Source organism: Flammeovirga sp. OC4 (assembly GCF_000812565.1).
Classification (GTDB): domain Bacteria; phylum Bacteroidota; class Bacteroidia; order Cytophagales; family Flammeovirgaceae; genus Flammeovirga.
Window position 1 is genome coordinate 203,961 of record NZ_JTAM01000002.1, and the last position, 21,081, is coordinate 225,041.

The 21,081-nt window shown below is 34.9% G+C and carries 13 protein-coding genes; 5 read left to right on the forward strand and 8 right to left on the reverse strand.

Annotated elements, in window-relative coordinates:
* Positions 1–81 precede the first annotated feature (81 nt).
* Positions 82–1,746 (reverse strand): 2-oxo acid dehydrogenase subunit E2, encoded by a 1,665-nt coding sequence (locus tag PL77_RS02530; RefSeq protein WP_044201330.1) that lies wholly within the window; start codon positions 1,744–1,746, stop codon positions 82–84.
* A 352-nt stretch (positions 1,747–2,098) separates the two neighbouring features.
* Between PL77_RS02530 and PL77_RS02535 the strand changes: the two genes are divergently transcribed.
* Both PL77_RS02535 and PL77_RS02540 read left to right on the forward strand, forming a co-directional pair.
* Positions 2,099–5,656, forward strand: coding sequence for a PD40 domain-containing protein (locus tag PL77_RS02535; protein ID WP_082026364.1), 3,558 nt, complete (start codon positions 2,099–2,101; stop codon positions 5,654–5,656).
* 18 nt (positions 5,657–5,674) lie between these two features.
* Positions 5,675–6,103, forward strand: a complete 429-nt coding sequence (locus PL77_RS02540; RefSeq protein WP_044201333.1) for a carboxypeptidase-like regulatory domain-containing protein — start codon at positions 5,675–5,677, stop codon at positions 6,101–6,103.
* A 142-nt stretch (positions 6,104–6,245) separates the two neighbouring features.
* Here PL77_RS02540 and PL77_RS02545 read toward each other — a convergent pair whose 3' ends face one another.
* Positions 6,246–7,319, reverse strand: coding sequence for a M42 family metallopeptidase (locus PL77_RS02545; protein WP_044201335.1), 1,074 nt, complete (start codon positions 7,317–7,319; stop codon positions 6,246–6,248).
* 207 nt (positions 7,320–7,526) lie between these two features.
* Between PL77_RS02545 and pncA the strand changes: the two genes are divergently transcribed.
* A complete protein-coding gene (gene pncA, locus PL77_RS02550) occupies positions 7,527–8,138 on the forward strand; it encodes a bifunctional nicotinamidase/pyrazinamidase (RefSeq protein ID WP_044201337.1) in 612 nt (203 codons plus the stop codon).
* Positions 8,139–8,214: 76 nt separating this feature from the next.
* Here pncA and PL77_RS02555 read toward each other — a convergent pair whose 3' ends face one another.
* Entirely contained in the window at positions 8,215–8,769 is a 555-nt protein-coding gene (locus PL77_RS02555) for a ferritin (protein ID WP_044201339.1), read from the reverse strand.
* 280 nt (positions 8,770–9,049) lie between these two features.
* On the opposite strand from PL77_RS02555, the gene PL77_RS02560 reads away from it, so the two are divergent.
* Together PL77_RS02560 and PL77_RS02565 are read left to right on the forward strand one after the other, a co-directional pair.
* Positions 9,050–9,781 (forward strand): electron transfer flavoprotein subunit beta/FixA family protein, encoded by a 732-nt coding sequence (locus PL77_RS02560; protein WP_044201592.1) that lies wholly within the window; start codon positions 9,050–9,052, stop codon positions 9,779–9,781.
* A 40-nt stretch (positions 9,782–9,821) separates the two neighbouring features.
* The gene (locus PL77_RS02565) at positions 9,822–10,775 is read left to right on the forward strand and encodes an electron transfer flavoprotein subunit alpha/FixB family protein (protein ID WP_044201342.1); all 954 of its coding nucleotides are present in this window, start codon (positions 9,822–9,824) and stop codon (positions 10,773–10,775) included.
* A gap of 262 nt (positions 10,776–11,037) precedes the next feature.
* On the opposite strand, the gene PL77_RS02570 is transcribed toward PL77_RS02565, so the two are convergent.
* The 5 genes from PL77_RS02570 to PL77_RS02590 all read right to left on the reverse strand — a co-directional run bounded on the left by PL77_RS02570 (position 11,038) and on the right by PL77_RS02590 (position 20,958).
* Positions 11,038–11,487 (reverse strand): hypothetical protein, encoded by a 450-nt coding sequence (locus tag PL77_RS02570; RefSeq protein WP_044201344.1) that lies wholly within the window; start codon positions 11,485–11,487, stop codon positions 11,038–11,040.
* Between the two features lie 182 nt (positions 11,488–11,669).
* Entirely contained in the window at positions 11,670–15,275 is a 3,606-nt protein-coding gene (gene smc / locus PL77_RS02575) for a chromosome segregation protein SMC (RefSeq protein ID WP_044201346.1), read from the reverse strand.
* A 240-nt stretch (positions 15,276–15,515) separates the two neighbouring features.
* Positions 15,516–18,311, reverse strand: a complete 2,796-nt coding sequence (locus PL77_RS02580) for a TonB-dependent receptor (protein ID WP_052444113.1) — start codon at positions 18,309–18,311, stop codon at positions 15,516–15,518.
* 649 nt (positions 18,312–18,960) lie between these two features.
* Complete coding sequence (locus tag PL77_RS02585) at positions 18,961–19,452, reverse strand: hypothetical protein (protein ID WP_044201348.1); 492 nt, start codon at positions 19,450–19,452, stop codon at positions 18,961–18,963.
* A 198-nt stretch (positions 19,453–19,650) separates the two neighbouring features.
* On the reverse strand, positions 19,651–20,958 hold the full coding sequence (locus PL77_RS02590; RefSeq protein WP_044201349.1) for a transglycosylase SLT domain-containing protein: 1,308 nt from the start codon (positions 20,956–20,958) through the stop codon (positions 19,651–19,653).
* Positions 20,959–21,081 lie beyond the last annotated feature (123 nt).

The window sequence follows — 21,081 nt, forward strand, 5'->3', positions numbered from 1 at the left end:
GCTATATTTTCAAAAGTATAGTCATAAAAAAAGCAGCTTTACCAAAGTAAAACTGCTCTTAAATTTATTTTGAGATCTTAATTAAACTAAGATTCTAACTGGATCTTCCAATAAACCTTTCAATGTATGTAAGAAGGCTGCACCGATAGCACCGTCAACAGATCTGTGATCACAAGTAAGTGTAATTTTCATTACATTACCTGGTACGATTTGACCGTTTTTCACTACAGGAACCTGCTTAATACCACCTACTGCTAAGATACAAGAAGCAGGAGCATTGATGATTGAAGTGAATTGCTCAATTCCAAACATACCTAAGTTTGAAATAGTGAACGTTGCACCAGACATTTCATCTAAAGAAAGTTTCTTGTCTTTTGCTTTACCTGCCATTTCTTTCACAGTGCTAGAAATCTGAGATAAAGACATTAAGTCTGTATTTCTGATTACTGGAACTACTAAACCGTCAGGAATTGCAACTGCTACACCAACGTTTACATGGCTAGCAACTTTGATTGAATCACCTTCAACTAAAGAGTTTACCATAGGGTGTTGCTTCAATGAAGCTGCAACAGCTTTTACTACGATATCGTTGAATGATACTTTAACGTCAGGAAGCTCGTTCATAGACTTTCTTGCTTTAATAGCATTGTCCATGTCGATGTCCATTGTCAAGTAGAAGTGAGGAGCACCAAATTGAGAAGCAGTAAGGTTTCTTGAGATTGCCTTACGCATGCTGTTCATTGGTTGATCATCAAAACTCTCTACACCAACTGGAGCTGCTACAGCTGCAGGAGCCGCAGGTGCTGTTGTTGGAGCAGGAACATAAGCTTCAACGTCTCTTTTAATTACTCTACCGTGCTCGCCAGAACCAGGAATCATTGCGATGTTGAAACCTTTGTCTTCTGCCATTTTCTTTGCTAATGGAGAAGCAAAAACTCTCTTGCCGTCATGTTCAGGAGCCGGAGCTGCATCACGTGATTGTGGAGTAGAAGCTACTGGAGCTGCTTTAGGAGCCGGAGCTGCCGCTTTTGGAGCTGGTGCCGCTACAGGAGCCGGAGCTGGTGCTTCAGCTGTAGGAGCTGCCGCCGGAGCCGGAGCTGCTGATTTAGCTTCTTCAGCTTTAAGAAGTGTTTCAAAGTCAGCGCCCTCTTCACCAATGATAGCGATTACGCCATCAACAGGAACAGAACCACCATCTTCAACAGCTACATATAATAACTTACCTTCATCGTAAGATTCTAATTCCATTGTAGCCTTGTCTGTTTGAACTTCAGCAAGGATATCACCAGCCTCAACGTCGTCACCAACTTTCATTAACCATTGTGAAATGGTACCGTCAGTCATGGTATCAGACATTTTAGGCATTTTAACTACAACAGCATTAATACCTGAAGTATCAATTGCCTCTGCAGCAGGTGCAGGGGCTGCAGCTGGAGCTTCAGTAGGTGCTGGAGCTTCTGCAGCAGGAGCCGCATTACCACCATCAAGAAGAGATTGGAAATCTTCTCCTTCTTCACCAACAATAGCAATAATTCCATCTACAGGAACTGCTTCTTTTTCTTGAACCGCAATGTAAAGTAGAATACCATCTTCATAGTTTTCTAACTCCATAGTTGCTTTATCAGTTTCAACCTCTGCGATTACATCGCCTGAAGCGATTTCATCGCCTACTTTTACTAACCAAGATGCTATTACGCCTTCTGTCATCGTATCTGACATCTTAGGCATTCTGATTACTTCTGCCATAATCTAATTAAGACTGTATTTTTTTATTGTCTTTTACCAATTTTTCGTTTTCAAGCCAAAAATAAACAGATTATTTGAGAATATCAGAAAAATATTAGGTTTAAGTCACCAATAAAAAATGATCAAAAGCAGAAAATGGTCATCTTTTGTATTTTTTAGTAAACATTCGTCAATTTTTTTTATTAAATTAATTGTAGTCAATCTCGAAAAATATCTTAATTTCGATTTGGCTGATAGTAAGCTATCTTTTTATTAACTCTTTTTGTGATGTGCGGGATTAAGTTAAATCGTGTGCAGCATTATCTATCTATTTAAATATCTGACAGCTCCTAGAACGGGCAACCTTTATAATATGAACCGACACTGCAAATTATTTATTTCAATCTTAGTATTATTCTTGTTTGTTACAACAAGTATAAATGCTCAACATTTTTTCCGTTTGGAGAATTTCGGGAAAAATAGGGTACAATATGAGATTTTTGATTGGAGTTTCATCGAAACAGAACATTTTGAACTCTACTATTATGGCTATGGTATTACAATTGCCAAAATAGCTGGCGAAATAGCCGAAAGGGAATATCAAGATATTACCGAAACAGTAGGTTATGCTCCTTACTTTAAAACAAAGATTTTAGTTTATAATTCTATTCAGGATCTTCGTCAAAGTAATATTGGTATCAATCAACAAGGATACGCGATTACTGGACAAACAAGCTTTATCCGCTCGGAAGTAGAAGTGGCATTTAGTGGAGCAAAGTATCTTTTCGAAGAAGATGTTAAAAGGAGTATTGCTGATGCCCTTATTTTTGAAATGATGTATGGTGGGTCATTGAAAGATATGATCAAGTCGAGTTATCTGATGAATCTTCCGAATTGGTTCATAGTGGGAGCTTCAGATTACATAGCTCGTGGTTGGTCTAGAGATATGGACGATAAAGTCAGAGATTTCTTTTCGAGACATCCTAAGAAATTTCCTAACATTCGATATTTAGAAGGTGAAAATGCCAAAATAGTGGGGCAGTCTATTTGGAATTATCTTGTAGAGAAATATGGGAAAAGTAATATGGCATCGATTCTAAACCTTACAAGAATTGTAAGGGATGAGAAGATTGCTATTCAAAATACTTTAGGTTTGTCTTATGAAGAGTTTATTGAAGGGTGGAAAAAGTTTTATTTAGATGAACATGAATCTTTAGAACAAAACTATAAAGATATTGACGCAGATGAGGCTATCTCCAAAAATAGGAAGTCAAGAATATATAATAAAATAAATATTAGCCCTGATGGAACACGGTTAGCCTATACCGAAAATGAGAGAGGGAAATATAAAATCAATATTTATGACCTTCAGCAGAAAAAAATACGAACGATATTCAAAAGTGGTTATAAGGTAGTAAATCAACAAATAGATTATGATGTGCCGCTTGTAGACTGGATCAGTCGAGACGAGTTGGTTATTTTCTCACAGAAGAAGGGGCAGAACTACATGTTCATTTATAATTTATCAAAAGGTGGTTTCAATACATTCTTTAGATATCTGAAAAGGGAGATCGAATTTAAGTTTGATCATATCAATGATATTTCCGTTTCTCCGAACGGAAAGAAAATCGCAATGAGTGCTGAAAGAAGAGGACAAACAGATATTTATGAACATAACATTGCAAGACGTAGAACAAGGCAAATTACCAAAGACTACTTTGATGATGTAACACCTTCCTATCTTCCCAATGGTTCAGATATAATATTTAGTTCTAACAGATCAGTGGATTCTACTAGAACCAAAACAGGAGAATTAGAAGATATTACAGGTACTTTTAATTTATTTGTCTATTCTAAATCCAATCCTCAAAAGTTAGAAAGAATTACAAATAATTTAGGAAAGGATTTTAAACCTTCCATTTTAGATGAGAATCATGTTCTATTTCTCAGTGATAGAAAAGGGATTACTAACTTTTTTGTTTATGATTTAAAAGATTCGTTAGTAAGACAGGTTTCAAACTTCAAATACAGTGTTAAAGATTATACGACATATAAGGGTGACATTGCATATGTTGCTTACAATGAAGAAAAGGAACATATATATGTTGGAAGCCTTAATCCAGATAAGACCATTTTTACTCCTAAAACGAAGAGACAGCAAATAATGGATCTTCGAGAATTGAGAGAGATTAAAAAGAAGAAAGAGTTACAAGCAAAACGTAAACGTGAGGCAGAAGCGAGAATGGCTCTATTTAGAGAACAGCAAAGGCAAAAGGAACTAAAAAGAATTCAAGATTCAATTTTCCAGGCGAAGCAAGAGGAAGAGCAGCTCAGAAAGATTTTAGCAGATACAGTAGATACTGTTTATGAAGGAGATGATATTGTTTGGGATGATTCGATTCAGGTCGAAGATAAATCTTTGCCAGTGGTATTACAGGATACTGCAAAAAAGGTGAACGATCAACCTGATGTTGAAGTGGCAAAAAAAGAGGCTGAGCCGGTTGTAGAGGGAGATCCTTTTGATGAAGAAATTGATTTTGATAATTATTCTTTCGTTACTACAAAAGGAACAGGTAATAAGGGACCTGATATTGGTATACTTCCTCAGAAACCAACTTATACTAATAGTGAAGAAGAGGATAAAGCTAATACTGATAATTATAAGTTCTTCTCCTACAGTAAAAATAAAAGAGATGCATTTTGGAGTAAATACAATGATCGATTAAAAGCCAAACAAGAGGCTTCAGCAAGAAAATCGATGTTCTCTAAATCACAAGATTATGAGATACGTTTTTCTGTAGATGGATTCAATACAAATATGAGGTTTGACCCATTAATGGGGTCAGGTTTACAGTTTGAGGTAATGATGACAGATGCAATGGAAAACCACAAGATCAACGCTGGTTTGTTTGGCACATTCTCATTAAATAATGGTAACTTCTTTGCAGAATACCTTTATTTAAAACATCGATTGGATTATAGTGTAAGGTATGAAAGACAGTCTTTAGAAATTGAGCAGTTGCAACATCGTTATAGTAAAAACTATTATGAAGTGGGTGTAGCTCTGCCTGTTAGTATTAGAAGTAGAATAGAAGTACTTCCTTTCTTGACAACAACTCGTTTTACAGATACATCTATAAACGGTCTGAGTAATAATGATATCAATCGTTATTGGACAGGTTTTAATATTGAATATATATTTGATAATAGCTTAGAGAGAGGGAAAAATATGTTGATAGGTACGAGAGCTAAAATTAGATACGAAAACTATGTTGGTCTCAACAGTGTTTCTGACAATTTCCAAAATATCTCCTTTGATATAAGACATTATCAGAAAGTTTTAAGATCAATGACTTTAGCATTAAGAGGTTCGGCGGGATCATTCTTTGGAGAAAGTCCTAAAACATATCGTATGGGAGGTATGGAAAATTGGGCATTTGGTAGTATGGATAATGATCCAAGAGGCATACCGGAGAACAGCAATAGTATTCCAGATTTAACTGATCTGATGTTTACAAAATTTACAACACCGCTCAGAGGTTTTAACTGGAATAAATGGGAAGGCGAAAACTATATGGTTTTCAATGCCGAGTTAAGAATGCCAGTGATGAAGTTTTTGACTAAACGTCCAGTCAAATCAAAATTACTGAGAGATTTACAGTTTACAGTTTTCTTTGATATTGGATCAGCTTGGACAGGTGTTAACCCATTTGAGGAAGATAACAGTTTGAATACAGAAGATATTGGTCCAGTAGGGTCGTTTGATGCAACAGTGAAAAACTTTAGATATCCGTTTTTAATGGGACATGGTGTAGGTGCACGTACCACATTATTAGGATATTATCTGAAATTAGATGTTGCATGGGGAATTGAAGATGGATTTAGACAAACAGATCCTAAGTATTATGTATCTTTAGGACATGATTTTTAAACTCTAATTTATCTTTTTATGAAAACAACGAACTTACTATCAATTTTATCAGGGGTTATTTTATTAATTGTGACATCTAGTTTTAATGTCATCCCTAAATCTGAAAGCCCATTCGCTTTGATTGGTCTTCAGGTGACTGTATTAGATGAGAAAGGAAATGTGGTAAAAGGGGCTGATGTAGTTCTTTATTCTAACGAGGATGATGCATTTGATGAAACAAATGGTATCAAAGCCAAATCAAAGACTAACGATAACGGTAGAGTGAAGTTTACAAAAGGCCTAAAAGAAATATCTTATTATATAGTTGCCACTAAAGGTGATATGAGAAGTGAGGATGATTTGAAATCGTCAAAATTGAAAAAAAATAAAATGAACAAGGTAAATGTCATTATTTCAAAAGGCAATGGTATGTCAATGCCTAAAGTGACTGGAGGTAAAAAACAGTAATTTTATTTTTTATAGAAATATCTTGAATTCAAAAAAGGTCCTCTTAGTTGTATAAATGCTAAGAGGACCTTTTTATGTGCAAATTCAAAATTAACTATGATTTATTTTTGAATTTGTACTTATTTTTAAAAGCTAATATCAATTATTTGATATATCTGAAATCATGCTCATTAGGCAATTGTTTCAAGAATTCAGTCATCAGTTTAATTGTATTTTCAATATCATCAGCATGTGCTGTTTCTACCGTTGTGTGCATATATTTCAATGGTAATGAAATAAGAGCAGAAGGGACACCACCATTAGAGTAAGCAAAAGCATCAGTATCAGTACCTGTTACTCTAGAAGATGCAGCACGTTGGAAAGGAATTTCTTTCTCTTTAGCTGTATTTACAAGCATCTTAAAGAGGTTGTTTTGTACTGCTGGAGCTACTGTTAATACAGGTCCATTCCCACCTTTTGTATCACCTTCTAGTTGTTTGTTGTACATTGGAGCAGAAGAATCATGACACACATCAGTAACAATTGCAACATTAGGTTTGATAGTTTGTGTAATCATCTCGGCACCTCTTAAACCAACTTCTTCTTGGACTGCATTCACTACATATAATCCAAAAGGAACTTTATGGTTTTCTTCACTTAATCTTCTTGCTACTTCAGCAATCATAAAACCGCCTATACGGTTGTCTAAGGCTCTACCTGAGAAATAACGTCCTTTGTTAAGCTCACGAAGTTCATCTTCATAGGTGATGACAGTACCTACCACAATACCCATCTCTTCTACTTCTTCTTTAGAAGCCGCTCCAACATCGATAAATATATTATCTAATGAAGGATTTGCTTCTTTACCTGGCTTTCTTGTATGAATTGCGGGCCATCCAAAAATGCCTTCTACAACGCCATTTTCGCCATGAAGTAATACTCTCTTGGAAGGAGCAATTTGATGGTCTGAACCACCGTTTCTAATGACATATATATATCCTTCAGGAGTAATATAATTGACATACCAAGCGATCTCATCTGCATGTGCTTCAATGACAACTTTATAAGGAGCTTCCGGATTGACTACAGCTACAGCAGTGCCATAGTTGTCTACGAATGAAGAATCAACAAAGGGTTTTACATAATCTAACCAGATTTTTTGACCTTCTGCTTCGTGTCCTGTAGGTGATGGGTTATTTAAATATTTATATAAAAAGTCTTTACTTTTTTTATCCATTTTTCAAAAAAATTAATGGTGTATAATAGAATCAATTACGTTTATAGTTGTAGTCGTTTTTACTTTTAGGTATGATTTTGCTAATAGTAAAGTGACAAACCTATTTCAAGTTACATAGATACATTTATTCTAATAACAACTTTGTGCATTTTTTTAAATGTTATTGTAAATTGTCTTATTATTAAAATAAAATATTCAAACTTACATATGCGTGCATTGTTAATTGTTGATGTACAAAATGATTTTGTTTCGGGTGGAGCTTTAGAAGTACCAGAGGGGGATCAAATCATACCAACAATAAATAAAATATCATCAAAATTCGATCTTGTAGTAGCCACAAAAGATTGGCATCCTGAGGAGCACCTGAGTTTTGCCGATAATCATGATGGTAAAGAATTAGGGCAAATTATTGACTTAGATGGTCTTCCTCAAATTTTATGGCCTATACATTGTGTTCAAAACTCTGAAGGTTCAGAATTTGTATCGTCATTGGACACTACTCATATTGATGCTGTTTATAAAAAGGGAACAGATATTAGTATAGACAGTTACAGTGCTTTTTTTGATAATGGAAAAAGAAAGGACACCGGTCTTAGTCAATACTTGAAAAATAAAGAGGTAACGGAGGTCTATGTCACTGGACTGGCCACTGATTATTGTGTCAAATTTACAGCCTTGGATGCAGTGTCTTGCGGGTTTAAAACTTTTGTGATTGAAGATGCTACTAAAGGCGTCAACTTAAAACCGAATGATGTCCAGAATGCTTTCATAGATATGAAAGTTTCAGGAATAAGAGTGATACAAAGCACTGAGGTTTAAGCCTCTTTATGCACTCGAAATAATAAATAAAACAGAGGTAGCTTACGATTTTTGTTTTCGTAAGCTACCTTTATTTTTATGCTTCTGCAGATGGATCCTCTTCTGTTTGCTGTCCAATACGACCAATTTCTTGATCAATTAGCCATAAACCTTGTGGACTATCCTCACCAATTAAATCAAAAGCATCTAAAATTGTACGAGCTGTTTCTTCTTCTTCACGTTGTTCTGCAACGAACCATTGTAAGAATTGGAAAGTAGAAAAATCCTTTGCTTGAAAACAGCAATCTACAATTTCATTAATTGCCTTGGTTACTTTTACTTCGTGCTCTAGCACTAGTTCAAAGATTTGGCGTAACGATTCAAACTCATGTGGTACTGTAGTGATTTCAGCGGCTAAGGCATGACCTCCTACAGCATTGATATATTTAAAAAACTTCAACATATGTTGACGTTCCTCTTCTGCATGATCGTATAAAAACTCTGCTGATTTTACGTACCCCTCACGTTCACACCAAGAGGCAAATGAAAGATAAAATTGAGAAGATTGATCTTCAAGCTGAACTTGTTGGTTCAACATTTTTTCAACATTCCCATCTAACGCGGTTTGTAATCTTTTTTTTGCAATTCCCATTTGAATTTTTTTTTGAGTGTAAATGTTATTCTTCTTAACTTCTTTTCAGAATTCGATGGTTTTCGATTGATACAAATATATATGTTAATATAATTTTTTGTGTTTGAAAATGTTTAATACTATATCGAGAAACCACTTTTTATACAATCTTTTATATTTATTCTAAATAAAACTTGCAATTTATTATGCTTGCATACTATTTTAGCTCTACCAATAAAAGAATTTAAGATAATTATTGCTTTCTACCACAGAAAGTAATCACCAATTAATAACACAACACATGAAAATTTTAGTTTGCATTAGTCACGTACCTGACACCACTACTAAAATCAAGTTTGCAGATAATAAGCTTGACACTAACGGAGTTCAATTTATCATCGGACCTTATGATGACTTTGCGTTGGCAAGGGCTGTAGAAATAAAAGAAGCTACAGGCGGAACTGTTACTGTTCTTAATGTAGGAGAGGCAGACACTGAACCATCAATCCGAAAAGCATTGGCTATTGGAGCTGATAATGCCGTAAGAGTAAATGCAGCACCTACAGATTCATTATTTGTGGCGCAACAAATTGTAGAGCATGCAAAATCTGAAAACTATGATATGATTTTGATGGGACGTGAGTCCTCAGATTATAACTCAGGCCTAGTTCACGGTTTAGTGGGTGAGTTGATGGGGTGGCCTTCAATCGCTCCTGCTATGAAGTTAGAAGTAGATGGAACTACAGCGAAGCTAAGTAGAGAAATTGAAGGTGGACATGAAGATGTTGAGGTGACAATGCCATTTGTGGCAGGTTGTCAAGAACCAATTGCAGAGTGGAAAATTCCGAATATGAGAGGAATTATGATGGCTAGAAAAAAGCCACTTCAAGTTGTAGAACCTGTAGGAGTTGAAGGAGTTACTACTTACAAATCATTTGAATTACCGGAAGCTAAGGCCGAATGTAAAATGGTCGATGCAGGGCAAATGGATGAACTTGTAGGTTTGTTGAAAAACGAAGCTAGAGTCCTTTAATCATTATTATCTCAACTTAACACATAAAATAACAAAAGACATGTCAGTATTAGTATTTATAGAGGCAGACAATGGAGTCATTAAGAAATCTTCATTAGAAGCAGTAACATATGGATCAAAATTAGGTGAAGTAACAGCTGTTGCAATGGGAAGCATTGACGCTTCTGAATTAGCAGGAGTTGGTAAATATGGCGCTACTAAAGTTTTACACTGTTCTGATGAACGATTAAACGATGGTGTAATTTCAGCTACCGCCAAATTAATTGCAGAAGCAGCAGGTCAAGCAGGTACAGACGTAGTTATTATGTCTCGTTCTTCTTTAGTTGATGCTGTTGCGGCAAGAGTAGCCATTAAAATGGGAGCAAGTGTTGTTGCAAACGTACAAGAACTACCTGATACCTCTAATGGTTTTGTAGTGAAACGTGGTGTATTTACAGGCAAAGCCTATGCATTTGTAGAAGTACCAGAAGGTAAGAAAGTGCTTACTGTTACTAAAAATGTAGTGCAATTAGAAGAGACAGGCTCGGATGCACCTGTAGAAGAAATTTCAGTGGCATTTGATGATGCTGATTTCGGAGTGAAAAGAGTAGGTGTTCATAAGCAAGAAGGCGATATTTTATTACCAGAAGCGGATTTAGTAGTCTCTGCGGGAAGAGGGATGAAAGGACCAGAAAACTGGCAAATGATAGAGGATTTAGCATCTACTCTTGGAGCGGCAACTGCTTGCTCTAAACCAGTCTCAGATATGGATTGGCGTCCACATCACGAGCACGTAGGACAAACAGGAATCAAAGTAGCTCCTCAGTTGTATATTGCTGTTGGTATTTCTGGTGCTATCCAGCATTTGGCAGGGGTAAACTCTTCAAAGGTGATAGTCGCTATTAATAAAGACCCTGAAGCTCCTTTCTTCAAAGCGGCTGATTATGGGGTAGTTGGAGATGCTTTTGAAGTGGTTCCAAAATTGATTGAAGCACTGAAAAGCAATCAAAATTAATTTATAAGTGTAAAAGAAGAACTATTTTTAAGATTTATTTGTTAATTAACATTTCATCTGTTGATAATTATTAATAGTTCTATATCTTTGTAATACTTCGAAGGATTAATTGTCTTTTACGAAGATTTTTTAAACTTAGTCGGAACTTTTTCCTCATTCTGGCAAAACTACTGATGAAAATCGTATAAGAACCTTACCATGAAAGTGGTAAGGTTCAGTCATTTATAATGGTTTTGGTTTAATTTTTACCTAAGATATTATATCATTGATCTATTTGTTTTTTTGAGCTCAAAAGTCTTCTAATACTGATAGCTTTTGTTTGAAGCGATTTTAATTGATGTCTTTTTTTAATGTCAAAGACACAAAGTTGTATCGCTTTTTGATATTGCTCAAAAGCACTATTCAAATCACCCATTTTAGTGTAGTAATCTCCTTTTATTTCTAGGTTGATTGGATTGATTTGTAAATCCAAACTTTGATCAATCAGCTCAAGAGCATCTTGTAGGTTTTCATTTTTTAAAATTCTTTGTTTTGCAGACTCAGCATAAAAGAGCCACTCTGATTCATCGGAGAGTTTATCTTTTCTGCGTTCCTTGTCTTGCTTTGTTGTATCGTTTTTTGATGATAATGGAAAATCGGATTTAACGGGAGAGAATGAAAATAAAGAAACGATAAGAGGTAACAGTAACAGAAGTGAGACTCGGTGTTTCATGATGTTTTAAAGATGAGTGTTTAATTACAACACTATCATTTATACCAAAAATCACTTAATATTATATAAGTGTCTCATAATTAGAGTTTTATATGGTATTAAGTGATTTGGTAAATGTACGTTAATGAACGTAATCTTAAAATATGGACATCTATGAAGTAAATGTTCTAGTAATCAAGGACTTATTTTGATGTAAATGCATCCAATTGAGGTGTGTTTCTAATATCAACAGGTACTACAGTTGTTACACCTTGTTCGATCATGGTCACACCGTAGATGACATCAGTACTCGACATTGTTCTCTTGTTGTGAGTGACAATGATAAATTGAGAATTAGAAGAGAATTTATTGATAATTTTATTAAACTTATCAACGTTAGCATCGTCTAATGGGGCATCGACCTCATCAAAAATACAGAATGGAGCTGGTTTGATGAGATAAATCGCAAATAATAATGCTGTTGCAGTTAGCGTCTTCTCTCCTCCTGATAATTGGTTGATGGTTAATGGTCTCTTTCCTTTTGGTTGTGCCAAAATCTCAATTTTTGCATTCAAAGGATCACTATCATCCGCCAAGCGTAGATCACAGTTATCTTCATCGGTAAATAATGATCTGAAGACTTCCATGAAGTTTTCACGGATCTGCACAAAGGCCTTCATGAACTTTTCTTGAGCTACAGCATCAATATCTTCAATGGTCTGTAATAATTGTTCTTTGGCTTTGTTGAGGTCTTCTCTTTGCCCTAAAATAAATGAGTTTCTTTCTTTGATTTCATTAAAGGCATCAATGGCTGTATGATTAATAGCCCCTAAAGAACCTAACTTTCTTTTTGAGTCTTCACTGATTTGTTCCAATTCAGCAATACCCATTTCCTTGTATGGATTTTCTTCTTCCTCTACTTTTTCTTCTTCATTATTTTCGGCTGGAACAGCATCAGGCTTGAAAAGTAGCATTTGTTCAATATCTACTTCAAACTCAACAGCAATTTTTTCTTTTACTGACGTTAAAGAAAGTCGTAATGCATTGATTCTCTCATTGGCTTTTAAAAGCTCTTGATCGATTTCCTCTTTGTGAACTTGTTTTAGTTTAATATCAACTTCTGTATCAGAAATCAAATCTTTGGCGTCCTGGTAAGCTTTTTCTGCCTCTTGAACACCTCGTTCTATATTTTGTTTTTCTTCTTCAAGTTTTATGAGCTCTTGATCTCCTTCCTCATCCATAGAATCAGCACGCATTAGATCTTGCTCTACCTTTTCTATTTCTTCAATATTTTGATCTATTCTATTTTGAGCTTTTACCAATTCTTCATCTTTAAAATCAATCTCTTTTCTCAAACCATTGTATTGGTTTTCCTGCTGAAGGAAATTGATATGAAGTTGATTGTATTTACTCGAAAATTCCGTTTTTTTATCTTTTTCGATCGTAAGATTCTCTTGCATTTCCTCCAACTGTTCTACCATATATTCCATGGCATACGTTTCATCTTCCAGTTGAGGTTTTCCTTCGCTAATCGCGATTTCAGCGTCACCAATTCGTTCAAGAATTTCTTCTTTTTTATTGGCACTAGCCTCTAAGAATTTAGCAAATTCTTCTTTCTGCGTTTTAATCTTAATCAACTCTTGAGAAACGACTTGCAAATTATGCTGAGCACTTTCCAGCTCATGGGAGAAGTTGACCTGAAGTAAATCCTTGTGTAGAGCTTGTTTCTCTACTTTTTTAATATGTATTTCTTCTGCTTCCTTTTCTAAAGCAGTGATTTCTTCGGTCAAGTTTTCAAGGTGTCTGATTCTACCTAAAGATTTACCTTCAAAAGAGCCAATAGACCCACCGGTAATTGCTGACTTTCTACGAATGGCTTTACCATTTTTAGTCACCAAAATAACACTGTCATTTTTAGGAAGGTTATTTTGATTTCTATGAACGATGTACACACCATCTAATAGGTAAGTAATTAGTGAAGCATATTTATTATCAAAATCCACTACATCAATTGCACAAATAGCGTCTTCAATAGCTTTACGAGGAGAAGCGGAATACCCTTCAAACTTATCTAACAATAAGAAGTTGGCTTTCCCTTTTTTCATTTCTTCCAAAAGGTTTACGGCTCTCCAAGCTTCCTCTTCATTTTCAAGAACGAAATAGTTAAGATAAGGAGCGAGGTAACCTTCAATGGCTACTCTATAGCCATCTTCACAATGTAGCGTATCCGAAAGCATTGGAGCTTCTTTGGCCCAGTCCGTTTCCTGTTTGAGGTATTTGATCGCTTCTGGATATCCTTCCAAATTATCCACCAATGATTTTGTCAAGGTATGTTCATTGCGTTTTGCATCCAATGAACGAAGAATTTCAGAAGACCTATCTTTGATGGTTTCTAATTCCTCTCTACAGTCATGAATTTTCTGTTGGTGGAGGTCATGTTTTTCTTTTACTTCTTCAAATTGCATACTAGCACTGAGTCGCTCACCTTCTAAAGAAGCAAACTGCGTATCAAACTCTGCTAAACTTGAAGATTTCTCAGAAGATTCGACATGTGCTCTTTCTAACTCTTGCTTGAGTGCAGAAAGCTGTACTTCATTAATTTCAACCTTTTGTTTGAGTTGAAAAATGATAGATTGTTTATTTTTTACCTGTTGCTCAAACTCTTTTGTTCTGACTTCGAGTTCATCCGATTTCATTGTTTGAGCATCACGTTCTTGTTGTGTCTTTGATAATTCAGCTTCTGTTTCATTGACCATTCTTTCAATAGAATTCAACTGAATTTGCAAACTCTCAATACCTTGTTGAGCTAAAGCTACCGCTTCACGATCAAGAGTAGATTGTGTTGTCAGCGTTTGCTTTTTTTCTTCCAGAAAACGTTTTCTTTCCCCTTTAATTCTCTTTTCACTTTCTATCTGACGCATCTTTAAGATGTGCTCATTAAGAGTTTTTTGTCTAGAGGCGAAAAGTGTTTCTTTATCAATAGATTCTTTTTTCTCTTTAGCAATTGAAGCTTCCAGTTCCTCAATAGTTTTAATAGTGAGGTTTCTTTCTTCATTTTTGGCAGTCATGTTATCTGCCAGTTCGTTTAATTCTTTTGCTTGAGAATCTACCTTTTTGAGGGCTAATTGAATGCTAGACTCTTTGTAGGTCTTCTTAAGTTTGATGTAACGTTGAGCCTGCTTGGCTTGACGCTCCAACGAACGCATATTTTTTTCTACTTCAAAAAGTAAATCGTCCACACGCTCTAAATCAGCATCGGTATCTTTAAGCTTTTTGAGGGTTTCTTTTTTACTTTTCTTGAATTTTGAAATTCCAGCAGCTTCTTCAAAAAGGGTTCTTCTGGCATTTTGGGTATCATTCAAGATTTCGTCAATCATCTTTAGCTCGATGATGGCATAACTATCTGAACCAATACCTGTATCGAGGAAGAGACCGTGAATATCTTTTAAACGGCAGGGGACACCATTCAGTGAATATTCACCTTCACCTGATCGGTAAAAACGACGACCAATAGTCACCTCAGTATATTCTGTTGGGAGTAAGTTTTTATTATTGATAAAAGTAAGGTATACCTCCGCCATTTGTAATGGCCTCCTGCTTTTGGTGCCATTAAAAATGATATTATCCATTTTTTCAGAACGCAATGCCTTTGTACTTTGTTCACCAAGTACCCATCGAATCGCATCCACTACGTTGGATTTACCACTACCATTCGGCCCTACTACAGCCGTAATACCTTTGTCAAAGTTTAGTGTTACTTTTTCACCAAAACTTTTAAAACCTTTTATCTCTAATTTACTTAATAACATTATTTAGACCCCCGATCAAAAAATGAAGCAGAATGAGTATTTGACCACTCATAAAAAGTTTGCTAGATAGCAATTCTAGAATTTTGCCTAAGATAAATAAAATTTTAAAACTTCTAAGGGTAATACAGGGGACAATAGGGTAGAAAAAGTGATTTATTATCTTAAAATAATTCAACAAAAAAGAGATACAGTTTGAAAAACCGTACCTCTATCTTTTGACTATTTGTAGTGGAATTCAGATTATTTTGAAAGGTCGAATTTCAATCCTAATTGAACTCTCGCATTATAATATTCTGATTGCATAGTATATTGCTCTGATCCTTGGTAATATCTTAGTGGAGTGTTAAGCAAGTTATTTGCTTCAAGATAGAATCTTAATTGATCAGTAAATGCATAAGAAGCATTTGCATCTAAGAATAATTGTTGGTCGTAGTATCTGTCTTTGAATGCCTCGTCACCTAATTCATCGATGTAAGCAGCAGTATAGTTTAATGAAATTCTAAAGCTTACTTTTTTAGAATCAAATGAAAGCGATCCGTTTACCGTATGAGGAGCTGTACCTGGTAATGATAATTTTTCGTCTTCTCTTTCCTCAATTCCAAGATCTTGAATTTCTGAAGCAGTGTAAGTATAGTTTGTGTAGATACCTAAACCTTTTAGTACACCTGGCAAGAAGTCCAATTGACGTTGGAAGGCTAATTCGAAACCTGTTAAAGTCGCTTTTGCACCATTACGAGGTTGAGAATAACGATCGTAAACGTTACCGCTTACAGGGTCAGTGTAGTTACGTGCTTGGTAGTTGTAGATGAAGTCATTTAATGTTTTGTGGAAAAGACCACCAGAAATGATACCTACCGATTTGAAGTAGTGTTCACCCATTAAATCAAGGTTCATTGAAGTTGTTGGTTTTAAACCAGGATTTCCTTCTGATAACTCATTGTCTTCTCTGCTGATTTCACGGTAAGGCACTAAGTCAAAGTAACGAGGTCTTGCCAAAGTGTTGGTCCAAGCTGCTCTAATAATTGTATTTTCATTGATATTGTAACGAGCTTGAATGGATGGAAGAACGTTTGTATAGCTGTTTGTTCCTTCAATTGTTTTAGAAGCATCTGGATCAAAATCACCGTCTTCATTAAACTCAACTTGGTATCCTGTATAATCTACTTGTGTATTTTCAATTCTAGCACCTGCAATAAAGAACCATTTTGTCCCAAGGCTTTGTTTCAACATGGCGTAACCAGCAGTGATTTGCTCTTTTGCGTTGTAGTTACCTCCTAAGTACTCTTCGGGTAAGTCCGTTTTATCGAATAAAGCAGTATTGCTTAAGTCGTACTTACCAAGAGCAGATGGATCTGTAAATAGACCACCTTTATATTGATCACCCGCTAAGAATGGATCTCTTGATTGATCTTTTGTAGGTTGCAGCGTCATGTTGTCAAATGGAGACTCATCAATTGGTTCAAACTCATTGTATCTGTTGTCTCTCATTTTTTCTTTTCCTCTATAACGACCACCAATTTTGATGATACTTTTGTTACGAGTATTATTCAATGGAATTTCTAAGTTGATTTTCGCATTTCTATCGATTTCCTCAGTGTATTGATACTCTTCAGTGATTTCTTTCAACCCAAAAGAAGTATAATCAGCACCAGCACCATTGTCAAGTACATTTGGCTTTTCAGGATTGGAAAGGTCTTGAGTTAATACTACGTCCTTTTGTCTCCAGCTGATATAACGTTCGTGAGGTCTTTCTTCAGAAGCTTTAGCAAGAGTTCCTGACCAGTCTAACTTAAAGCGATTAGCGATCAAGTGCTCACCACCTAAAGTAACATTGTAAGTTCTTTGGTCTTCTAAACGAGTATTTTTATTGTTTTTATCATCTAAACCACCTTTAGTTTGTCTTCTGATTTCGGCAGTATAAGTTCCGTCATCGTTTGTTTCGATATCCTTGTATCTTAAGCGGTATCTATTTTCTCTGTCATCTCTGTGGTTGTAAATACCACTAACATAAATTTTAGAGTTAGTACCTAAAGCATAATCTAAAGTAGTTGAGAATGATCTTCTAATTCTGTGTACATCATAAGTTCTTACTTGGAAGTCAGTCATTTCAGGGTTAGATTCATTGTCCCATTCTGCTTCGATATTGTGAGAACCTAAGTTGTGATCAAAGTATGAGCCACTTACAATTACACCTAATTTATCATTGAAGAAACGGTTACCAATAACAACTGCACCGTTGAACATTGCTTTTTCAGAAAGGAAGTTATAGCCAGTACCTAAAGTACCCGATACACGTAGGTCATTTGGAGCCGATCTCAATACTAGGTTAGCAGAACCACCAATTGCATCCGCATCCATATCTGGCGTTAGTGTTTTAGAAACCTCAATAGATTGAACCATATCAGCAGGGATAAGGTCTAATTGTACCGCTCTAGTTTCTCCTTCAGCAGATGGAACTCTTTCTCCGTTGATTGTAATTGAACTTAAATCTGGAGATGTACCTCTGATCAAACCAAATCGAGCTTCACCTTGGTCATATTGCATTGTGATACCAGGAACTCTTTTAAGAGCGTCACCCACATTTGAATCGGGGAACTTACCCACTTGGTCAGCACTAATAACGTTCATAATATTATTAGCATTCTTTTGTTGACCGAGTGCTTTAGCCTGGCCTTGAAGGTTAGTACCTAAGATGACCACTTCATCACCAAGAAGAATACTACCTTTCATTTTTAATACTTTCAAGTCAGCTTCTTGATCTGATTTTAATTCTACACTTTGTTTTAAGGTTTCGAAACCTAAGTAAGAAATTTCTAATTCTTGTGTTCCTTCAGGTACGTTTACTAAGATAAATTTACCAGATGCATCAGTCAATGAACCAAGGTGTTCATGGTTTATTACACGGACAGTTGCACCAATTAAAGGGAGATCATTGTTATCCACAATAACTCCTGTAATAGATGAATTTTGAGCGTTAACATAAGTTGATAATAAGACTAAAATAGTCATTACCAATAGCTTGAAAAAATGTTTCATGTTGTACTAGATTGAAAATTCGTTGATGGTGCAAAACAACAATCCAAATATTATTTAGGTATTGTTCATATATGAAGAATAGATGATTAAAGGAGAAGGAAGGAATGATGATTATGAAGAAATTATGACTTTTTTGAATTTCAATTCAACGCAATATGAAGTAAATAAAAAGCCATATTCATAGGAATATGGCTTTTATGCGGATAAAACATTCTAATTCAAAGAACTAGAATTCTTCAAAACTATTTCTGTAGTACGTATTGTAGGTACGTTCTCACTATTTTTCTTTTGAAAAATGAGAAATTATCTCTAGTTTGCAGGTACACAGTTATTTAAGGTTACTCAAATATTTAAATTATCAGAATGAAGAAATTTGATGCATTTGACAAAAATGACAATTCTTCAATGAAGCCAACCAAAAATTCAAGCTACTTAGACAAACTCATGCTTGCCCAATTAGAAGTAGCAAAACAAAAGTTGTATCCTCAGTCTAGCAAGACAAAATGATTAACTCTCTTCATTGAAAAAAAATGCTTTATATCTAGGAAGGATATAAAGCATTTTTCATTTATTGTAATGTATTGATTTACATTGATATAAGGTTAAATTATAAAAGAGGTTGTGATGTGATTTTGAGATAGTAGGTCTCTTAATTCACTGTTGCTTTTATTCTTGTTTCAAAAACTATAGGATCGATGTATTCATTCACCCATGGAATCCCTGAGTATTTCTCTTTTGCAAAATCAACCATTTCAGTGATTTTATTATTTATCACTCCCTTGCGAAGGTTTTTGTAAGAGTTTCCTTCTCTGATATAATTTGAAAATCCTGTTTCAAGAATAGTATTTGTATAGCGATCTTCTTGGTTTATATATTGTCCATTGTCTACTACAACTTCGTAATTCATTGGAATGTCATTTTCAAATTTCATTTCATATTTTTCAACCTTGAAAGTATTATCTGGATAGAAAATATAATTCTGAACAAATAGACTCTCCTTGGTTTCATGAAATAACCCTTTATACAAAATAGCTTCTGTACTTTGTGATTTACCATTTACACTACCGTCATTTTTTCTTAAAACATTAGAAAGTCTATGGAGTGTTTTGAGGAGTAGTCTGGAATAAAAACTGTTATTCATGAGTTTCTTTATTTAAACAATAATACAATGTGTTTCCCTGCTTTTGTTATTTAAATTCTACAAACAAGAGCTTTACATTTTTAGTAGTGGATTTAAGTATTAAAACACCTATTTGATTTAAAATTATTTAAATAAAAAAGCTCATGAAGTGTATTCATGAGCCTTTTGAGATCTAATGATTCGATTATAAATCAATCATTAGTTGAAGTAAATCTTATCACCCACTTTAGCATCTGATTCTTTAGACATCTCATTTAGTTTTTTCAATGCTTTTAGATCTATACCATATTTAATGGCGATAAAGTTGAGTGATTCCCCTTCCTCAAAGATGTGGTAAGAGACAGGAATAGAAGCTGGTAAAGGCTCAATATAATAGTGTCTGTCCTTCATCAACATATCTTTACCCTTGATATAATTGTATTTCTTTAATTTCCCTTTTGAAATCGTTCCTAAAGATTTTACGAGCTCTTTTTGTGTCATTTCTTCTTTAAGAATAACAGCTTTTACACCATTGACAATCGCAAAATCATATTTACTATCCTCACTTTCCATTTGTGTTGGTAATACAAATGGATAATCGTCTTTAATACTATCTGCATAGAATTGGAAAATAGAACGTGCAGCTCTTGTTTTCTTTGGTTTGGCATAAGGAGAAAGCTTTGCCACCATTTGATTGATTTCTGTAGGGTTAGCCTCAATCATTACAGAGTAAACTTTATCCTCAGGGATATAGCTTCCAGATAACCAAATATTATTGGATGAAATAATGCTTAATGGTTGCCCCGTGAACTTAGAAACTTGTGATAGTGAATAACCATTGGTAGGTAATTCAATCAAAACAGTGTGCTCTTTGTCTTGTCCAACATTATCTTTGAATGCAAAATAGTGTGCTAAATAATGAAGAACATACGGGTGCGTGTTTTCATTAATCGTCACTTGAGAATAATAATTCAGTTTATTCTTTTTGATGTAATTCTTTGCACCAGTCAATCCATCATGGTATGAAATCATGGCATAGAACCAGTTTCCAAGATAGTAATGACTTTTTGAAAGATAGTCAGCAGCACCAATACTAGCCGCTACCACATTTTTTCTTTCATCTATATTTCTATCGATCTTCATACCTCTTTCTTCAGCAGTAAAGTCTTTGAATTGCCAAAAACCTACAGCGGGAGGAGTAGCATTTGAGATGGCATTACCATCTAAAAGAGACTCTTGTAAGGCAAGGTACTTGAATTCTTCTGGTACACCTCTTGTTTTCAGCTCACGAGCAATAAAAGCAAAGTAGGTATTACATCTGTCCAAAAGAATATCATAGTGCTTTTGTGAACGAGTAAGACTATTGTACTTAACCATGATCTTGTCCATACCACCTTTGGTGACAACAACCTTTGAGCCCATTAAATTAAATGAACTTGGAATGTTTGCCTCAGGCTTGGCAAGTAGCGGTTGAGTAAAGAAAATACCCAAAAGGATAATACAAAATAGTTTTTTGCTTGTTTTCATAAACGAGTTAAGTCATTAATTTCGCAATAAAGATATTGCGAATTCTATTTAATTTCAAACAAAGTTTAAAGGAATACTTTTTTGGTAATAAACAAGATAATAGTTAAAGCTTAAAAAATCACC